Origin of the sequence: Arthrobacter zhaoxinii (assembly GCF_024385505.1) — a bacterium.
GTDB lineage: Bacteria > Actinomycetota > Actinomycetes > Actinomycetales > Micrococcaceae > Arthrobacter_B > Arthrobacter_B zhaoxinii.
This window is the reverse complement of record NZ_JANFLT010000001.1, coordinates 622,172-641,232: the sequence shown is the minus strand read 5'-3', so window position 1 is coordinate 641,232 and position 19,061 is coordinate 622,172. Positions and strand designations below refer to the sequence as shown.

16 protein-coding genes are annotated in these 19,061 nt (G+C 66.6%); 13 read left to right on the top strand and 3 right to left on the bottom strand.

Going from position 1 to position 19,061, the window contains the following annotated elements; genetic code table 11:
• Window positions 1–69: 69 nt before the first annotated feature.
• Window positions 70–723: a GNAT family N-acetyltransferase gene (locus tag NNX37_RS03005; RefSeq protein WP_255790784.1), complete on the bottom strand. Its 654-nt coding sequence runs from the start codon at window positions 721–723 to the stop codon at window positions 70–72.
• An 83-nt stretch (window positions 724–806) separates the two neighbouring features.
• Between NNX37_RS03005 and trhO the strand changes: the two genes are divergently transcribed.
• The 7 genes from trhO to proC all read left to right on the top strand — a co-directional run bounded on the left by trhO (window position 807) and on the right by proC (window position 11,192).
• Window positions 807–1,700, top strand: a complete 894-nt coding sequence (trhO, locus tag NNX37_RS03000) for an oxygen-dependent tRNA uridine(34) hydroxylase TrhO (RefSeq protein ID WP_255790783.1) — start codon at window positions 807–809, stop codon at window positions 1,698–1,700.
• A gap of 158 nt (window positions 1,701–1,858) precedes the next feature.
• On the top strand, window positions 1,859–3,778 hold the full coding sequence (locus NNX37_RS02995; RefSeq protein WP_255790781.1) for an FAD-dependent oxidoreductase: 1,920 nt from the start codon (window positions 1,859–1,861) through the stop codon (window positions 3,776–3,778).
• 86 nt (window positions 3,779–3,864) lie between these two features.
• Window positions 3,865–5,481, top strand: a complete 1,617-nt coding sequence (locus tag NNX37_RS02990; RefSeq protein ID WP_255790780.1) for a DUF7059 domain-containing protein — start codon at window positions 3,865–3,867, stop codon at window positions 5,479–5,481.
• A 167-nt stretch (window positions 5,482–5,648) separates the two neighbouring features.
• Window positions 5,649–8,381 carry a type I DNA topoisomerase gene (topA, locus tag NNX37_RS02985; protein ID WP_255790779.1) on the top strand — a complete coding sequence of 911 codons (2,733 nt, stop codon included), beginning with the start codon at window positions 5,649–5,651 and terminating at the stop codon, window positions 8,379–8,381.
• Between the two features lie 25 nt (window positions 8,382–8,406).
• Window positions 8,407–9,429: a Ppx/GppA phosphatase family protein gene (locus tag NNX37_RS02980; RefSeq protein WP_255790778.1), complete on the top strand. Its 1,023-nt coding sequence runs from the start codon at window positions 8,407–8,409 to the stop codon at window positions 9,427–9,429.
• A gap of 1 nt (window position 9,430) precedes the next feature.
• The gene (locus NNX37_RS02975; RefSeq protein WP_255790777.1) at window positions 9,431–10,267 is read left to right on the top strand and encodes a sugar phosphate isomerase/epimerase family protein; all 837 of its coding nucleotides are present in this window, start codon (window positions 9,431–9,433) and stop codon (window positions 10,265–10,267) included.
• Window positions 10,268–10,346: 79 nt separating this feature from the next.
• On the top strand, window positions 10,347–11,192 hold the full coding sequence (proC, locus tag NNX37_RS02970) for a pyrroline-5-carboxylate reductase (protein ID WP_255790775.1): 846 nt from the start codon (window positions 10,347–10,349) through the stop codon (window positions 11,190–11,192).
• 1,114 nt (window positions 11,193–12,306) lie between these two features.
• Here the strand turns inward: proC and NNX37_RS02965 are convergent.
• Both NNX37_RS02965 and NNX37_RS02960 read right to left on the bottom strand, forming a co-directional pair.
• Window positions 12,307–12,945, bottom strand: coding sequence for a potassium channel family protein (locus tag NNX37_RS02965; RefSeq protein WP_255790914.1), 639 nt, complete (start codon window positions 12,943–12,945; stop codon window positions 12,307–12,309).
• Window positions 12,946–12,967: 22 nt separating this feature from the next.
• Window positions 12,968–14,290: a TrkH family potassium uptake protein gene (locus NNX37_RS02960; protein WP_255790913.1), complete on the bottom strand. Its 1,323-nt coding sequence runs from the start codon at window positions 14,288–14,290 to the stop codon at window positions 12,968–12,970.
• A gap of 195 nt (window positions 14,291–14,485) precedes the next feature.
• Here NNX37_RS02960 and NNX37_RS02955 point away from each other — a divergent pair, with 195 nt between their 5' ends.
• The 6 genes from NNX37_RS02955 (at window position 14,486) to NNX37_RS02930 (ending at window position 18,957) form a co-directional block, all read left to right on the top strand.
• A complete protein-coding gene (locus NNX37_RS02955; protein WP_255790773.1) occupies window positions 14,486–15,694 on the top strand; it encodes an acetoin utilization protein AcuC in 1,209 nt (402 codons plus the stop codon).
• A 63-nt stretch (window positions 15,695–15,757) separates the two neighbouring features.
• The gene (locus tag NNX37_RS02950; protein WP_255790772.1) at window positions 15,758–16,153 is read left to right on the top strand and encodes a helix-turn-helix domain-containing protein; all 396 of its coding nucleotides are present in this window, start codon (window positions 15,758–15,760) and stop codon (window positions 16,151–16,153) included.
• Window positions 16,150–16,512, top strand: a complete 363-nt coding sequence (locus NNX37_RS02945; RefSeq protein WP_255790771.1) for a hypothetical protein — start codon at window positions 16,150–16,152, stop codon at window positions 16,510–16,512. The genes NNX37_RS02950 and NNX37_RS02945 overlap by 4 nt, the downstream gene beginning before the upstream one ends.
• A 102-nt stretch (window positions 16,513–16,614) precedes the next feature.
• A complete protein-coding gene (locus NNX37_RS02940; protein ID WP_255790770.1) occupies window positions 16,615–17,103 on the top strand; it encodes an ArsR/SmtB family transcription factor in 489 nt (162 codons plus the stop codon).
• A gap of 103 nt (window positions 17,104–17,206) precedes the next feature.
• Window positions 17,207–18,547, top strand: a complete 1,341-nt coding sequence (gdhA, locus tag NNX37_RS02935; protein ID WP_255790769.1) for an NADP-specific glutamate dehydrogenase — start codon at window positions 17,207–17,209, stop codon at window positions 18,545–18,547.
• A 197-nt stretch (window positions 18,548–18,744) separates the two neighbouring features.
• Complete coding sequence (locus NNX37_RS02930; RefSeq protein WP_255790768.1) at window positions 18,745–18,957, top strand: helix-turn-helix domain-containing protein; 213 nt, start codon at window positions 18,745–18,747, stop codon at window positions 18,955–18,957.
• Window positions 18,958–19,061 lie beyond the last annotated feature (104 nt).

The window sequence follows — 19,061 nt, the reverse complement described above, 5'->3', positions numbered from 1 at the left end:
GTGCTCATTCTCCCACCGGAAAATCCGCGGCAGCGCATGTTCACTGCCGGGGGAACCTGCCGACGGAAATCAGAGCCGCGGCTCGAACATCACGACGGCGGCCAGGGACTCCCAGCCCAGGTACCGGTAGAGTTCCTGCCCGTCCGCCGAGGCGATGAGCAGCCCGGCATCGGCGTCATCCTCCAGCGCCAGAGCGGTCAGCGCCCGCATGACATAACTGCCCAGGCCGCGCCGCCGGTAGGCGGGCTCGGTGACAATCCGGTCGAACACCGCGTAGCCGTCGGTCACGGCCATCCGCCCGGAGGCTATCGGCGAACCCGCATCAAACACGGTCACGATGCCCACCTGGTTCTCGTGCGTGCTTTCCACGCTGAAGCTATCCCACGGCAGCACGGGGGCCTCAATGTCCTGGCCCTCCATATCCGCCACCATCAGGACCTCATCGGACGAACGGATCTGCATCCCGTACACCGACGCCGCCCCGTGGACTTCGTTCACCCGCGTGGTCACGATGGTGAACAGCCGGGTGGGGCTGTGCCGGGCGGAGGAGGCGAGCGCGGCGAACTCGTCATGGGAGGGTTCGAGGGCGAAATACTCCCAGTCGTTGGTCCGGTCATGCAGCAGTGCTGCCGGGAAACGTCCCTCATGGCGGGTCCGGTACCCCCGGGCCTGGGCCCATCCGGAGACCCAGATCTCAAGCAAATCGTCATCCAGCGCTCTCATAGATGCACATTAGCGGCCGTCCGGTGCGAACGGTATGCATAGGAGAGGAAAAGCGGGTGCCCGCCGCGGTCTACCCTTATCTTGTGGCACTGAACCGAATTGCACTGTATTACGCTTTCACTCCCCTTCCCGACCCGGACGCAATCCGTCTGTGGCAGCGCGCCCTCTGCGAAAAGCTGGGCCTGCGCGGGCGCATCCTGATCTCCAAAGACGGCATCAACGGCACCGTCGGCGGGGAACTGGATGCCGTCAAGGCCTACGTCAAGGCGACCCGGGAATATCCCGCCTTCAAGAAGATGGACACCAAATACTCCGAAGGCTCGGCGGAGGATTTCCCGCGGCTGAGCGTGAAAGTCCGCGACGAGATCGTGAGCTTCGGCGCACCCGGCGAGCTGAAGGTGGACGAAAACGGTGTGGTCGGCGGCGGCACGCACCTGCGCCCGGAGGAACTCCACCAGCTGGTCGAGGAGAAGGAAAAGGCCGGCGAGGAAGTGGTCTTCTTCGACGGCCGCAACGCCTTCGAAGCGCAGATCGGCAAGTTCAAGGGCGCCGTGGTGCCCGACGTCTCGACCACGCATGACTTCATCGCCGAACTGGAATCCGGCAAGTATGACGACCTCAAGGACAAGCCCGTAGTCACCTACTGCACCGGCGGGATCCGCTGCGAGGTGCTCTCCAGCCTCATGGTGAACCGCGGGTTCTCCGAGGTTTACCAGATGAAGGGCGGCATTGTCCGCTACGGGGAAACCTACGGGGACAAGGGCCTGTGGGAGGGTTCGCTGTACGTCTTCGACAAGCGGATGCATACCGAGTTCACGGACGACGCCGTGACCATCGGCGAATGCGTGCGCTGCCAGGCGCCCACGAGCAAGTTCGAGAACTGCTCCAACCCGTCCTGCCGGAAGCTGACCCTGTACTGCGCGGACTGCGCCTCGGACCCCGCAACGCTCCGCTGCCCCGGCGGCTGCGACGACTGACCGCCCCGCAGGATACTTAGCCGGCGGCTAACTACCTCTATACTTCCCGGCCCGCCGTTGTTAGCATCCCCCGCACGGGCGAGCTGCCCGGACAGGCCCGACGAGGACCCCGGCTGCCGGGCATCCAGCGCTCGGGCACGGCCCAGAGGCGGGGGAGCATGGAAACTGATGGAACGGCGGCGGCAGCCGCAGCGGAAGCAAACGAGACACACGGCCAGGCACGGAACGAACACGCAGTACGGGAGCGCGGAACAGACTCCGCGGCGGCCGACGCGCCGGCTCCCGAATGGGACCGGATAGTCGACGTCCTGGTCGTGGGATCGGGGGCGGCCGCACTGACCGCGGCCATCACCGCAGCGGACGAGGGGCTCGATGTCCTGGTGGTGGAAAGCACCAAGCTCTGGGGCGGCACCACCTCCATTTCCGGCGGCGGCCTCTGGATGCCCAACAACCCCCTGATGAAGGCGGCAGGGGTGCAGGACAGCCAGCAAAACGCGCTCACCTACATGGAGGAGGTGATTGCCGACGTCGGCCCCGTCTCCTCGCGTGAACGCAAGCTCGCGTTCCTGCGCACCGTGCCGGAAGTCGTGACGTTCCTGGGCGGCCTCGGGGTGCAGTGGATGCGCTCCAAGGACTACCCGGACTACTACCCGGACCGCCCCGGCGGCATGGTCGGACGCTCACTGGAAGTGAAGCCCTTCGACACCAAGCTCCTGGGCCCATGGTTCAAGCACTCCCGCGCAAAGGCGTTGGGCATCCCCGCGCCGCTGGCCACCGATGACGTCTGGGAGCTGTCCCGGGCCTGGTCCACGCCCAGCGGTTTCATCCGCGGCGCGCGCTTCGTTTTCCGCACCCTCGGGGGGCTGCTCCGCGGCAAGCGGCTATACGGGCTCGGCGGGGCGCTCTCGTCCTCGCTGATGTACATCGTGCGTAACCAGCAGACGCCGGTCTGGCTGTCGACGCCGCTCACGGACCTGGTCGAGGACGACGACGGCGCGGTGCTGGGCGCCGTGGTCCGCCGGCAGGGCCGGGACATCCGGATTCGGGCAAGGCACGGCGTGGTGCTGGGCGCCGGCGGTTTCGCGCGGAACGCGGCATGGCGGGAAAAGTACCAGGGCCTGGAGCAGGAGTATTCCTCGGCGCCGGAAGGTGACCTCGGCCAGGCCATCGACATTGTGGCCGCCCGCGGAGGCGCGCTGGCCCTCATGGATGACGCGTGGTGGGGACCGACGGCCGTCGGGCCGAAGGGGAAGGTCACGTTCACGCTTGCGGAGCGGTCCATGCCGTTTTCCATGGTGGTGGACGCTGCGGGCAGGCGGTTCCTGAACGAGTCCGAATCCTACGTGGATTTCGGCCACCACATGCTCGAGAACAACAAAAAAGTGCCGGGGGATCCCGCCTGGCTGGTGTTCGAAGCCCGGCACGCCCGCCGCTACCTGTTCAACGCCCTGTTGACCGGGCGTAAGGACTGGACGCGGCAGGGACTGCTGCTCCGGGACGACACGGTGACGGGCCTGGCCGAGAAGATGGGTCTTCCGCCGGGCGCCCTGGAGGCCACCGTGGAACGGTTCAACGGCTTCGCCCAGACCGGAATCGATGAAGACTTCCACCGCGGCGACACCGTCTACGACAACTACTACAGCGACCCGCGGGTCAAGCCCAACCCGAACCTCGGACCGCTGGAAAAGGGTCCGTTCTCTGCCGTCCGCCTGTACCCCGGAGATCTGGGGACCAAGGGCGGGCTGGTCACGGACGCCGATGCACGCGTGCTCCGCGAGGACGGCAGCATCATCCCCGGCCTGTATGCAGCCGGAAACACCACCGCCTCCGTGATGGGCCGCACCTATCCCGGAGCGGGGGCAACCATCGCGCCTGCCGTCGTCTTCGGGTACCGCGCGGCCCGGCACGCCGCTGCCTACGGGCAGGCTTCGGCGGACCGCGCCACCGCGAAGGCAGTGACGGCCGAGGCGGCCGGCCCAGCCTCCGCGCAGTCAGCGACGGCAGCAGCGGCCGAACCGGTCCCCGTGCCGGCAGGCGCTGCGGCCGCCGACACAGCGGCGCAGCAAGAGGTCCGGTAGCTACCCGGGACCGGCAGGGGAATCCGAACGGGCACCCGAAAGAGTGCCCGTTCGGAGCACCGATAGCGCGGCCATAGACTGGGAATGTGAGTGATTTCTCTTCTGTTCCTTCCGCACCCCGCAGCCGCGACATCTGGCTGCTTCAGGCGCTCGCCGCCGATCTGGAGGAGGCCGAATACACCGTGAACGGTGTGGCCGCGTTCCTCGGCGAGGACGCGGCGGCGGCCCTGGAACGGGACCAGCTGGTCCCCGCCCTGCTGGCCTGCCGGGCCGAGGCCGAAGCGGCAGCTCCCCGCCGGATAGCCGTTCCGGTCCAGCTCTGGCTGCTGGGCGAAACGGTGGAACGCGCCCAGCTGGACGCGGCACTGCCCCGCACCGGCACCGAAGGCCTCCTGGAACTCGGGCTGATTGAACACGGGCTGGTTGTCGGTACCTTCCGCGCCGCCGTGGACCTGCGCCCCTACGGCACGGACGACGGCGGCACCGGTTCCGCCGGCAATCCCGACGGCGACCTCTGGGTGGCCAGTGACCTGGGCAGCCACCAGCGCCCGGGCGTGCTGCGCCGCGACCACGTCCTCGGCATAGGCCAGGCATCCCTGAGCCTGGCCCAGCTCACTGTCCGTGCCCCCGTGGGCCGGGCCCTGGACCTGGGCACCGGGTGCGGCATCCAGACCTTCCACCTGCTCCGGCACGCGGACCACGTCACAGCCACCGATATTTCCGAGCGTGCCCTCGGGTTCACACGGTTCAACCTGATGCTCAACGCACCCCAGCTGGACATCAAACCGGAGCAGCCCGGGGAACGGTTCACCCTTCGGCTCGGAAGCCTGCTGGAGCCGGTGGCAGGCGAGAAGTTTGACCTGGCGGTCTCCAATCCGCCCTTCGTCATCACCCCGCGTACCGGCGGGGAGGGTGAGCGGTACACATACCGCGACGGCGGACTGGCCGGAGACGGCATCGTCGCCGCCCTGGTCGCCGGTCTGGAAGCAGTCCTGCGGCCGGGCGGCACCGCCCAGATGCTGGGCAACTGGGAGGTCCCTGCCGGCCGGGAGCAGGACTGGTCCGCCCGTCTCGAAGAGTGGCTTCCGGACGGAACGGATGCCTGGGTGATCCAGCGGGAGACCCTGACGCCGCCCGAATACGCCGAAATGTGGCTGCGCGACGCCGCACAGGGCCGTGAACGCGAGGAATACGCGGCGGCCTACGCCGGCTATCTGGAGGACTTCGCCTCCCGGGACGTCGGAACTGTGGGCTTCGGCTCACTGTGGCTGCGCCGGCGCCGGAAGCCCGGCGCCGAGCCGCTGCGCCGGTTCGAGGAAATCACCCACCCCATCGAACAGCCCGTGGGGCCGCACCTGGATGCTGCCGTCCGCCGGTTCGACTGGGTCAGCGCCTGCACTAACCTGGCGGACGTGCACCTCCGCGTCGCCGACGACGTCACGGAGGAACGCCATCAGCGCCCCGGGGCCGAGCACCCGGGAGTGATCCTGCTCCGCCAGGGCGCCGGTCTGCGGCGGACCAACCTCATGAGCACCGAGCTCACCGGTTTCGTTTCGGCGTGTGACGGGGAGCTCTCCGTGGGACAGATAGCGGCGGCCCTGGCCGCACTGCTGGACCGCCCGGATCCCGAGTTTGGCGAAAACCTGATCTCGGAAGTGCGTAATCTGGTGTTGGACGGGTTCCTCATTCCGGACCGCTGGTAGGCCCCGGGCCAACCCTCGGGCGGGTGAAGGCCTGCGATGCTTTCCGGTTACCCTAGTGCTGGGGCATCGCGCATACTGTCTGTGGATGTACCGGACTGCGGATGCACCGCAAGCGCCCGGAACGAAGCGCCCTAATTCATTTGAACCACCCGTTACGTAGGAGAACAGTGCCAGTTAAGGCAACGGACAAGAAGACCGGCAAGAAGCTTGTAATTGTCGAGTCTCCGGCCAAGGGCAAGACCATCGCCGGGTACCTGGGCGAAGGCTTCGAGGTGACGGCGTCGATGGGTCACATCCGCGACCTTCCGCAGCCCTCCGACCTGCCCGCCGAGCTGAAAAAGACCGGCGTCGGCAAGTTCGCCGTGGACCTCGACAACGACTTCGAGCCGTATTACGTGGTGTCCGCCGACAAGAAGAAAAAGGTGGCCGAACTCAAGGCCGCCCTGAAGGACGCCGACGAGCTTTACCTCGCAACTGACGGTGACCGCGAAGGCGAAGCCATCGCGTGGCACCTGCTGCAGGTGCTCAAGCCCAAGGTCCCCGTTCACCGGCTGACCTTCCCGGAAATCACCCGCGAGGCCATCCAGCGCGCCCTGCTGGAAATGCGCGACGTCGACGTTGCCATGGTGGACGCCCAGGAAACCCGCCGCATCCTTGACCGGCTCTACGGCTACGAGATTTCCCCGGTGCTCTGGCGCAAGGTGGCCCGCGGCCTGTCCGCCGGGCGCGTGCAGTCCGTCGCCACCCGCCTGGTGGTCGAACGCGAGCGTGAGCGCATGGCGTTCCGCCCGGCGTCGTACTGGGATCTGGTGGGCACCTTCGCCACCGAGGCCGCCGAGAAATTCAAGGCCCGCCTGGTCTCCGTCGACGGCGCCCGCGTCGCCACCGGCAAGGACTTCACCGACCGCGGCGAACTGAAGTCCAAGACCGCCGTGCACCTGGACGAAGCAGCGGCCGTGTCGCTGGCCGCCGGCCTGGAATCGGCCGCGTTCAGCGTCCGCTCCGTCGACACCAAGCCGTACACCCGCCGTCCGGCGGCGCCGTTCACCACCTCCACCCTGCAGCAGGAAGCCGGCCGCAAGCTGCGCTTCTCCTCCCGGGTGACCATGCAGGTGGCCCAGCGGCTGTACGAAAACGGTTACATCACCTATATGCGTACGGACTCCCCGGCGCTGTCGGACCAGGCCATCAACGCGGCCCGCCGCCAGGCCTCGGAGCTTTACGGCCCCGAGTACGTGCCCGAAGCCCGGCGCGTCTACAAGGGCAAGTCCAAGAACGCCCAGGAAGCGCACGAAGCCATCCGCCCCGCCGGTGACTCCTTCCGCACCCCGGCGCAGGTGGCCTCCTCGCTGCGCGGCGACGAGTTCCGGCTCTACGAACTGATCTGGAAGCGCACCGTCGCCTCCCAGATGGCCGACGCCAAGGGATCCACCGCGTCCGTGCGCATCGGCGCCGTCTCGACCGACGGGCGCGACGCCGAATTCTCGGCGTCCGGCACGGTCATCACCTTCCGCGGCTTTATGGCTGCCTATGAAGAAGGCCGCGACGCCGTCCGCGACGACGACGAGGCCGAGGGCACCGACGGCGCCCGCCTGCCGGTGCTGAAGGCCCAGGACACCCTGACCGCAGCGGACATTGCCGCCGGCGGCCACGAGACCTCCCCGCCGCCGCGGTTCACTGAAGCGTCGCTGGTGAAGATGCTCGAAGAACTCGGCATCGGCCGCCCGTCCACCTACGCCGCCACCATCTCCACCATCATGGACCGCGGATATGTCACCAGCCGCGGCCAGGCACTGGTGCCGAGCTGGATCGCGTTCTCCGTGGTCCGCCTGCTGGAGGAGCACTTCACGGACTACGTGGATTACGACTTCACCGCAGAACTCGAAGAGGATCTGGACCGCATTTCCCGCGGCGAGGCCGGACGCGTGGAGTGGCTGAACCAGTTCTATTACGGCGACCGGGTAGAGACCGGACTGCACACCATCGTGAATGACCTCGGTGAAATCGATGCCAAGGCCATCAACTCGATCGAGATTGCCGACGGCATTGTGCTGCGCGTGGGCAAGTTCGGCCCGTACCTGGAACGTCCGCTGCCCGCCGACGCCCCCGAAGGCACCGAACCCGAGCGGGCAAACGTCCCCGAGGATTTGGCCCCGGACGAGCTCACGGCCGAGAAGGCCGTGGAACTGATGGAGACCGCAGCTCCCGAGGAACGCGTGCTCGGCACCGACCCGGAGACCGGCCGGACCATCGTGGCCCGCAACGGCCGCTACGGCCCGTACGTGATCGAGCTGATCCCGGAACCCACCGAAGAGGACCTGGCCAACGCGCCGGTGGAGTACTACAAGAACGGCAAGCCCAAGCCACCGAAGAAGCCGGTCAAGGTCAAGCCGCGCACCGGTTCGCTCTTCAAGACAATGAGCGTGGAAACGGTCACCCTGGAGGAGGCGCTGAAGCTGATGAAGCTGCCGCGCGTCCTGGGCACCGACGCCGAGGGCAACGAGATCACCGTCCAGAACGGCCGGTTCGGCCCGTACCTGAAAAAGGGGACGGACTCGCGCTCAATCGGTTCCGAAGAGGAAATCTTCACCATCACGCTGGAGCAGGCGCTGGAGATCTACTCCCAGCCCAAGCAGCGCGGCGGACGGCAGGCTGCGGCACCGCTGGCGGAGTTCGGTGCGGATCCCGTGTCGGAGAAGCCGATTGTGGTCAAGGACGGCCGTTTCGGTCCGTACATCACCGACGGCATCACCAACATCACGGTGCCCCGCTCCACGGCCATCGAGGAGCTGACCCGCGAGCAGGCCATTGAACTGCTTGCGGAGAAGCGCGAGAAGGGCCCTGCAAAGAAGCCCGTGAAGAAGCGCGCTGCCCCGCGGAAAGCTACAGCGAAGAAGTAGGGACCGGTAGAGCGATAATGGAATCATGCGCCTAGGCGTCCTCGACATCGGGTCCAACACCGTCCACCTGCTGCTGGTGGACGCGCATCCCGGTGCCCGTCCCTTCCCCTTCGCCTCGCACAAGCGGCCGCTGCAGCTGGTGTCCTATCTGGACGCCGACGGCGCGATCAGCGCGGCCGGGCAGGATGAACTCATCGGGTTCGTCAACGAGGCCTGGAACTTTGCCCGCCGGCACGGCGCCCAGGACCTGCTGGCCTTCTCCACCTCGGCCATCCGGGAGGCAGCCAACGGCGCCGAGGTCCTGGCGCGGGTGCACCGGGAAACCCCGGTGCGGCTGGAGGAACTCTCCGGCGGAGACGAAGCGGCAATGACCTTCCTGGCCGTACGCCGCTGGTACGGCTGGGGCGCCGGGTCCATCCTGGACCTGGACATCGGCGGAGGCTCGTTCGAGATGGCCCTGGGCCAGGACGAGCTTCCGGAGATTGCCCGGTCACTGCCCCTTGGTGCCGGCCGGCTGACCCGGGACTGGCTTCCCGAGGATCCGCCGTCGCCCAAGAGCATCAAGAAGCTGCGCAAGTACATCCGCGGCATGGTGGGGGAGGCGGCAGAGGAGTTCGCCGGCTTCGGCCGCCCGGACCTCGTTGCCGGAACGTCCAAGACCTTCCGCTCCCTGGCCCGCATTGCCGGCGCCGCGCCGTCGGCCGCCGGGCCGTTTGTGCCCCGGGTGCTCACCCTGGAGGACCTGTCCCTCTGGACCAAGCGGCTGGGTGCACTGAGCGCCCGGGACCGTGCCGGGCTGGACGGTGTCTCCACGCTGCGTGCGCCGCAGATGCTTGCCGGTGCCCTCGTGGCGCAGGCCGCAATGGAAGCCTTCGACGTGCCGGTGCTGAAGATCTGCCCCTGGGCGCTGCGTGAGGGTTTGATCCTGCGCCGGTTCGACACCCTGCGTTTTGAAACCACCGGTGACCTGCCCCGCGGGCCTGCGGACGGGGAAGAATTCCTCGTGGCTGCCGGGGCGGGTCCTTCCGCCAATGGAGAGCCCAGCTGACATGCCGACGTCCCTGCCGTCATCCGGACACGCCGCCATCCCGGTGGCACTGTCCAGCGCATCCGTTTACCCGTTGTCCGTGCATGACACCTTCGCCGTGGCCCATGACCTGGGCTATGACGGCGTCGAAATCATGGTCACCAACAGCCAGGTGAGCCAGGACCCGGATTCGCTGAAGGAACTGAGCGAAAGGTACCAGCAGCCGATCCTCGCGATCCATGCCCCCACCCTGCTCCTGACGCAGCAGGTCTGGGGTGCGGCCTGGACCAAGATCGAGCTGTCTGCGGCCATGGCCGCGGAAGTGGGTGCTGCCACAGTGGTGACGCACCCGCCGTTCCGTTGGCAGACGGGATATGCCGAGAACTTCGCCGAGGGCGTGCAGGCCCTCGCCGAACAGTACGGGGTGACCATCGCGGTGGAGAACATGTACCCGTGGCGGGTCCGCGGCCGTGAGGCGAAGGCCTACCTGCCGCACTGGAATCCCGTTCCGGAACCGTACGAAAACGTCACCTGGGACTTTTCCCATGCGGCCATCGCCGGCATGGACTCGTTCGAGCAGATCCGCCGGCTCGGCAAACGGCTCCGGCACGTCCACCTGACGGACGGAACCGGCAACGGCAAGGATGAGCACCTGCTTCCCGGCGAGGGCACCCAGCGCTGCGCGGAGGCGCTCTCCTACCTGGCCGGTGCCGGGTTCACCGGCGTGGTGGCCGTGGAAGTCAGCACCCGGAAGGCCCGGGGTCCGGGGGAGCGGGAGGACCAGCTAAAGCAGACCCTGGAATTCGCGCGGGAGCATCTGGGTCCGAAGGCCGTCCTGGCCGGACACTCTTCCCAGTAGTCTCCCAGTAGTACCGGTACGTCCCGTAGAACCGGCACCCCGCCGCCCGGCCTGCGCGCAGCATGACAGAATCGGAGTCATGGACAGCGCACAGAATCCCCGACTTACCTTCCTGGGCTGCGGCTCGATGAACGAAGCCATCCTCGGCGGAATCCTCGCCGGCGGTCTTGCCGCCGAGCAGGTAACCGCCACCGTCCGGCGGTCCGAGCGGGCCGAAGAGCTCCGCGCCGCCCACGGCATCACCGTCCTTGCCGGCAGCGAGGATGCGGACGCGAACCGGAAAGCCGTGGCCGGAGCGGACCTGGTCATTGTCGGCGTCAAGCCCGTGCAGGTAGCGGATCTCCTGCGGCAGATTGCGGCGGACCTGCCCCGCGGCGCCGTGGTGCTCAGCGTCGCGGCAGCCGTGCCGCTCGCGCTGATGGAGTCACTGCTGCCGGACGGCCAGCCGGTGATCCGCGCGATGCCCAACACCCCCTCCCGCCTTGGCCGCGGCGTCACGTCCATTTCCGCTGGCAGCTCCGCCGGACCGGAGGCCATGGAACTGGCCCGCCGGGTACTGTCCGCCACCGGCACGGTGGTGGAGGTTCCCGAAGAGCAGGTGGACGCGGTGTCCGCCGTCAGCGGCTCCGGCCCCGCCTACGCCTTCTACCTGGCCGAGGCCATGGCCCGTGCCGGCGTCGAGCTGGGCCTGGACGCTGACCTTTCCGCGCTTCTGGCCCGCGAAACCGTGGCCGGTGCCGGGTTCATGCTGGCAGAGCCCGACGCCGATGCCCCCACTCTGCGCCGCGGCGTTACCAGCCCCAACGGCACTACCGAAGCGGCCATCAAGACCTTCGACGAGCTGAACCTGCCCGGCATCATCGAATCCGGTGCCCGCGCGGCAGCTGCCCGTGCCCAGGAAATCACGAAGCAACTGACTGCTTAGGTTCGGCTCGCGTGGCCGGCTCGCGGGTCCGGCCTCCGGGCCTGGCTCCGGCGGCAACGAAATTCCTCGCTCGCAGAGCTCGCTTGGAATATTAAAGCCGCCTCCGCCAGGTCCTACGGCCGGTCGGTCGTGCCGCCGGCTGCGCCAGGTCCTACGGCCGGGTGGTAACGCTGCCGCCGGCTGCGCCAGAGCCTTGGCCCGGTTGGACATGCTGCAAGGCAGGCACCGCGTCAGAATCCTTCGGTTTGTCGGGATCCCTTCGGTTTGTGGCAATCCCCTCGCCGCGCCGCGTAGGAAAGTGTACAAACCGCAGGAAATTGCACAAAAGGTCCGCCGGCAGCGGACAGGCTATCCCACCCATTGGTGCTGCTGTGGCACAAGGGGTCCCACCAACAACATGAGCACCACCCGGTGGGACCCTGTGCTGGCCATCCGGACGCTTCCCCGTCCTGCAACGATCTACTGAGTAGATAATGGGCTTATAGCCGCCCGATAACCCCGTTATCTGCTCAGTAGATCCGGAACCCCGGCGCATAACCCCGTTATCTGCTCAGTAGATCGAGGATGCCGATCCGCTCAGAAACCCCGGGCCGGCACGTCACCAGCACCCCGCCGTGCACAGCACAACGGCAGACCCCGGAAGCCCGGGACCCGCCGTCGTGCGTTGAAGGGACGTGCGTTGAAGGGTGCGGACGTTGTTGCGTTCGGTCGAGTAAGGATCGTTGCCGAGACCACCACCTCCAACGGGCCATCGGAGCAGTCATCCGGACCTTCAATGACCTGGACCTACCAAGCATCACCGGCTCCGCCCCCGCGAGGCGTTCGTCTATCCGCACCCGGGAAACCACGAAAGCAGCTCGCCGGTTGGCTCCGGCGCATGACCTGCGCCCGCACCGAGAGGCACCGTTCCGCCACCGTAGGGTGTGTGCAGGCACCGTGCCGCCGTAGGGTCTGGCGGAGGCGGCTTTAATATTCCAAGCGAGCTCTGCGAGCGAAGGAATTTCGTTGCCGCCGGAGCCAGACCCGTAGGCGGACCGCCCAGCAGCAGGCGACCACAGCACCCACCACGGTAGCCACACAGGACCACCGGGGCAGGCACTGCAGCGCATGAACCCTACGGTCGTGCGGCGAACCGCTCGAGCAGATCCACGTGGCCGGACACGATCAGGGTGTCGCGGCTGGAGACCTTCGTGGTCGGCTGCGCGTAGGTGAAGTCCTCGCCGGGGGATTTCACCCCGACGACAGTGACGCCGTACTTGGCCCGCACATTGGACTCGCCCAGGGTGAAGCCCTGCGTCTCCTTGGGCGGGTACATTTTTACGATCGCAAAACCGTCGTCGAACTCGATGAAGTCCAGCATCCGGCCGCCCACCAGGTGCGCGGCCCGCCGGCCGGCGTCGGCCTCCGGATAGATCACGTGGTTGGCGCCGATGCGGGTGAGGATCTTGCCGTGCGCCGGGGTGATGGCCTTGACCCACAGGTGCTCGATGCCCAGGTCCACCAGGTTCACGGTGATGAGCACGCTGGACTCGATCGAGGTTCCCACGCCCACGACGGCGGCAGAGAAGTCCTCGGCGCCCAGCTGCTTGAGTGCCTCGATGTTCGTCGCGTCCGCCTGGACCACGTGCGTGAGCAGGCCCGAGGCCTTCTGCACCAGCGCCGGATCGCGTTCCACGGCCAGGACTTCGCGGCCCTGCCGGACCAGCTGCTCGGCGGTGGCTGCACCGAAGCGGCCCAGTCCGATGACCAGCACCGGGGCATTGTGGGGAGGTCTGTCAGCCAATGATCGGCCTTTCTTCGGGGTAGTGGTAAAGGGTGTTGCGGTGGCGCACGGCGAGGGCCGCGGCAAGGGTGATGGTGCCGACGCGTCCGGCGAACATCAGCATCGATAGGACGTATTTGCCCGAGGGCGGCAGCGCCTCGCTGAGGCCGGTGCTTAGCCCCACCGTGGCGAAGGCGGAAATCACCTCGAAGAGAACCGGCTCCAGGGACTCATCCGTGATGACCAGGAGTGCGGACGTGGCGACCGCAACCAGTGTGGCACCCAGGATGGTCACCGAGATGGCGACCCGCATGGCGCCCTGGGGGATGGTGCGGCCGAAGGCGCGGACATCGGCGTCGCCGCGGGCTTCGGCCACTACGGCAAGGAACAGGACGGCGATGGTGGTGACCTTGATGCCGCCCGCCGTAGAAGCGGAACCGCCGCCGGCGAACATCAGCATGTCGGTGATGAGCAGGGTGCTGGAGTCCAGATCCGTCATGGACACCAGGTTGAAGCCGCCGGAGCGGGTCATCACCGAGGCGAAGATCGAGTGGATGATCTTGTCGCCCAGGGATAGGTCCCCAATGGTGCGGCTATTGAACCACTCGAATGCACCCCAGATCACGGCACCGGCCATCAGCAGGATGGAGGACACCAGTATCGTCAGCTTGGTGTGCAGGTTCCATTTGCTGACCCGCGCACGGGTCTGCAGCAGGACCATGATGACAGGGAAGCCGAGCGACCCGATGAACACACCCAGCATCAGCGGCACCAGGATCCACAGGTCCTCCTCATACGGCACCAGGCCGTCGGAGTGCGGAGTGAAACCGGCGTTGTTGAACGCAGAGATCGAGTAGAAGACCGCATGCCAGATGGCCTGGCCGGGGGACTCGCCCAGGATCATGAAGCGCGGTGCCATGACCAGGGCGAGGGCCAGCTCAATAACGACGGCGGTGCTGAAGACAATGCGGAGCAGGTGGCCTACCTCGCCGAGCCGGCCGGTGTTCATGCCCTCCTGCGCCATGAGCTTCCCGCGGACGCCGAGCCGCTTGTTCACGGCCAGGGCCAGCAGCGAAGCCAGGGTCAGGATGCCCAGGCCGCCCACCTGGATCGCGATCAGGATCAGCACCTGCCCGAACGTGGACCAGTAGGTGGCGGTGGAGACCACCGTCAGGCCGGTGACGCAGACCGCCGAGACAGCGGTAAAGAAGGCATCGTGCAGCGGCGCGGATTCTCCGCTGCTGGAGGCGGCCGGCAGGCTCAGCAGGGCAGTGAACAGCAGGATGACCAGGCTGAAGACGATCAGCGCCAGCCGCGCGGGCCGGCCGGTGACCATCTGGCCCACGAACCCGCGGATCCCGGCAACGACGGCGTAGCCGCTGTGCTGCTCTTTCTCCAGCAGGGATTGCCGTGGGAAGGCCATGGTGGTCAGTTCTTTTCCGCGGTAGTTCCGCACAGTAGGAGTACTTATCCGTGAGATGGGCGCGGACACCAATATCAGAGTAGCGCCCGCATCACGTAGCCTGTCTGCATGATCAGTTCCGGGCTAAGCCTTCCCATTATGCCGACGTGCATTGTCTGGGATGAATCCATGCTGGCTTACGACTTCGGTGCAGGCCACCCGATGAGCCCGGTGCGCCTGGATCTTACCGCCCGGCTGGCCCGTGAGCTGGGGCTTTTCGACCTCGAAGGCGTCCGGATGGCCGAACCCTATGTCGCCTCCGCCGCCGATCTGCTGACCGTCCACGGCTACGACTACATCAGCGCCGTGCAGGCCGCCGGCGCCGATCCGGAGAACTGCAATACGCTGCTGGGGCTGGGCACCGAGGACACCCCCGCCTTCGCCGGCATGCACGAGGCCAGTGCCCGGCTGGTCGGCGGTTCCCTGGCCGCCGCCGACGCCATCCTGTCCGGCGAGGCGACGCACGCGGTGAACTTCGCCGGCGGGATGCATCATGCCGGCTATGAAAAAGCGTCCGGCTTCTGCGTGTACAACGACGCCGCGGCCGCCGTCGCGCGGCTCCTCGCCAACGGCGTGCAGCGGGTGGTGTACATCGACGTCGACGCCCACCACGGCGACGGAACGCAGAACATTTTCTGGGACGATCCGCGCGTGATGACCATTTCGCTGCACGAAAGCGGCCTGACCCTGTTTCCGGGGACGGGATTCGCCAATGAAACCGGCGGCAAGGCAGCGGAAGGAACCGCTGTCAACATTGCCGTTCCGGCACGCACCACGGACGCCGGCTGGCTGCGGGCCTTCCACGCGGTGGTTCCCCAGCTGACCGAAGCGTTCGCTCCGGAAGTAATTGTCAGCCAGCACGGCTGCGACAGCCACAAGGATGATCCCATGACCGCGCTGCGGATCAGCGTGGAGGCCCAGCGGCAGGCCGCCCTGACCATCAGCGACCTGGCCGGCCGGCTGTGCGAAGGCCGCTGGATCGCCACCGGCGGAGGCGGCTACAACGTGGCCTCCGTGGTGCCGCGGTCCTGGGCGCTGCTGATGTCGGTGGCCGCCAACGGGCGGGTCCGTCCCGCCACCCCGCTGCCCGAGGCCTGGCGGGACTATGTGCTGGAAAAGCACGGAGTGAAAACCGGCGAGACGCTGGGCGACGGAGCTGACCTCTGGTGGCGGTCCTGGGAAGTGGGCTACGACCCGAACGACGAGATTGACCGGACCGTCATGGCCACCCGCAAGGAACTGTTCCCGCTGCACGGACTCGATCCGTGGTTCGACTAGCCGGTTGCTGGCCGGAGGCTGCCGGCGGGGCAACAGCGAAAATCTTTTCTTGACTGTTCGTTCTTGAATGATTATTCTCAAACCATGGGTCGTCCACGGATGTTTGAGGAAACGGGTGCAGTGGATGCCGCCGCGGCGGTGTTCCGGCAGCGGGGATATGCGTCTACCTCGGTAGACCATCTTGTCGAAGCAACGGGAGTGCATCGGGGCAGCCTGTATGGGGTCTTCGGGAGCAAGCACGGGCTGTTTCTGCGGGTTCTCGATGCGGTCGACCCGGCAAGCGGCTCGGATGAAAGTCTCGACGTGATCCTGGTCGGATTGCTCGAACTCGCCCCCACCGACCAGCGTGTCCGCGAGCGGATCGCGGGTCTTCTCGAAGCGCACGGCATTACCGGAGAGCAACTAGGCAGGCGCCTGCTGACCCGCGCAGGGCTGCACAAGGAGAAGGATTCGGCATGAGCAGCAACAAAGTCACCGTCACCCCCGGGTACCTCGTAATCGAGCCGGTCGGATTGAACAAGATGTGGTCATTCAAGCGCCGCCTGCGGTTTCCGCTTGAGCACGTCCGGGGAGCGACCTTCGATCCAGGTATGCGAGCCGAACCGAAGGGCTGGCGCGGTCCCGGTCTGGGCCTTCCCGGAAAGCTGTCCGGTACCTTCCACTCCGGCGGAAAAAAGCAGTTCTGGAATATCTCCGGATACGACCGCGCCGTCGTCATCACACTCGATCCGGCGGAGGGGTATGACCGTCTCGTGATCACGGTCGAAGACCCGCACCAGGTAGTGGACGCCATCAACAACGTGGTCGGCGTGCGCTAGAGCAGCAGAACTGCGCAAAGCATTCCCGAGGTCCCCGCCCCGTGCGGCCAGCCGGCGTTCCTCCGGGATGCTCCGGGGTCCGGATCCGCTAGGGTAAATGCCATGGTGTTTGACGATGTGTTTGCAGTAATCGCGGAAGGTACGCGGCGGGAAATCCTGGGCGCCCTGCGTACCGGCGACAAGTCCGTAGGGACGCTGGTGGAGGAGCTTGAGGTCAGCCAACCCACGGTTTCCAAACACCTCAAGGTGCTGCGTGAAGCCGGGCTCGTCTCCATGCGCGCCGAAGGCCAGCGCCGGTTCTACTCCCTGGAGACTGCTCCGCTGGAGGAAATGGTCCTGTGGCTGCGGGCCTTCGACCTCCCGTCCCTCACGGATACGACGCCGATCCTTGCCTCCGTTCCGGCCACGCCGCCGCGCGCCACGGCTGCTGCCGTTGCCGCCGGTGCGCTGGTGCCCGGTGCCGCCGAAACCCGGCCGCCGCTGCCTGCGGATGCGGGCGTGCAGAACCTCGGCCGTACCGTGGGCCGTGCAGCGGAACGGGCAGCGGACCTGTTCGGCCAGCTGCCCAAGTTCCGCCGCCGCCGGCCCTAGGGGCGAGGCCGCCGGACCATTGGGCCTGTCCTGTATCGCTTCGCCAGTGCCCGCGGGGCTAGCGTAGTCCTTAGCGGGGGAGCCCTACCTCTAAGGAGCACACATGGAACGTGTACTGACACGCGTACGCGACGACGTTTTCCGCCGCAATCCGGGTGAGACGGAATTCCATCAGGCAGTGGTGGAAGTATTCGATTCCCTCGCACCCGTGCTGCGCAAGCATCCCGAGTTCGCCGAAGCAGCGGTCCTCCAGCGGATCTGTGAACCTGAACGGCAGATCATCTTCCGGGTGCCCTGGGTGGATGACAAGGGCCAGGTGCAGATCAACCGGGGTTTCCGGGTGGAGTTCAATTCCGCGCTGGGCCCGTACAAGGGCGGACTGCGGTTCCACCCCTCGGTGTATCTGGGCATCATCAAGTTCCTCGGGTTCGAGCAGATCTTCAAGAACGCCTTGACCGGCATGCCCATCGGCGGCGGCAAGGGCGGCTCCGACTTTGATCCGCGTGGCAAATCCAATGCCGAGGTAATGCGCTTCTGCCAGTCCTTCATGACCGAGCTGTACCGGCACATCGGTGAGTACACGGACGTTCCCGCCGGGGACATCGGCGTCGGCGGCCGCGAAATCGGTTTCCTTTTCGGACAGTACAAACGGATCACGAACCGCTACGAATCGGGCGTCCTTACCGGCAAGGGCGTGAGCTGGGGCGGGTCACTGGTCCGTCCCGAGGCTACCGGCTACGGCGCGGTGATGTTTGTCGAGGAAATGCTCAAGACCAAGGGCATGAGCCTGGACGGGCAGCGCGTGATCGTCTCCGGCTCGGGCAACGTGGCCATCAACGCGATAGACAAGGCCCAGATGCTCGGTGCCACGGTGGTGGCCTGCTCGGATTCCTCGGGGTATGTCGTGGATGAAAAGGGCATCGATGTTCCGCTGCTGCGGCAGATCAAGGAAGTGGAGCGGGGAAGGATCGCGGAGTACGCCGAGCGCCGCGGACATTCCGTGAGCTACGTGGCGGACGGATCCATCTGGAACGCGGGTGCCGGCGTCGCACTTCCCTGCGCCACCCAGAATGAACTGGACGAAACGGACGCGCTGGCACTGATCAAGTCCGGGGTCCGGGCCGTGGCCGAGGGCGCGAACATGCCGTGCACCCCGGCGGCCATTGCTGCCTTCCAAAGCGCCGGTGTGCTGTTCGGTCCGGGCAAAGCCGCAAACGCGGGAGGCGTCGCAACCTCCGCCCTGGAGATGCAGCAGAATGCGAGCCGGGACTCCTGGTCCTTCGAGCATACGGAACGCCGGCTGAGCGAAATTATGGTCAATATCCATGAGCGGTGTGCCGGGACGGCCGAGGAATACGGTGCGCCCGGTGACTACGTGGTGGGTGCCAATATCAGCGGCTTCGTGAAGGTTGCCGATGCCATGCTTGCCCAGGGAGTGATCTAGGGCCGGCTTGCTCCGTCCCTGCCTGCGGCTGCCGAAAGAACTTCCACTATGGTTACTCCTGCCACTACAGTAGGGACCATACGGGGCCATCAGTGACGCACGTCGCAACAGGCCGGTAAGGCGATGTCCTTCAGCCACAGGTGCTCCCATTGGCTTGCTGCGGGGAGCAGCGGCAATGAGCAAAGGAACGGGACTAAATGGCAGACGAGGGAAACTTCTCGGATGTGCGGTTTCTGACGGTATCGGAAGTCGCCGGTGTTATGCGCGTCTCCAAGATGACCGTGTACCGCCTGGTGCATTCCGGCGAACTGCCGGCAGTCCGTTTCGGCCGGTCTTACCGTGTACCGGAATCGGCCGTTCAGAAGGTGCTGCGCGACGCCGTCATTGACCGCCGTTCGGACTCGGCCTAGCGCTGCTTCCGGTGGGCGGCGCCGATGAACAGTGCGGGAACGGCTGTTTCCGGCTGCAGTTGCCGGCTGTCAAATTCCACAGCGTCGAAGCTGTACCCTGTTAA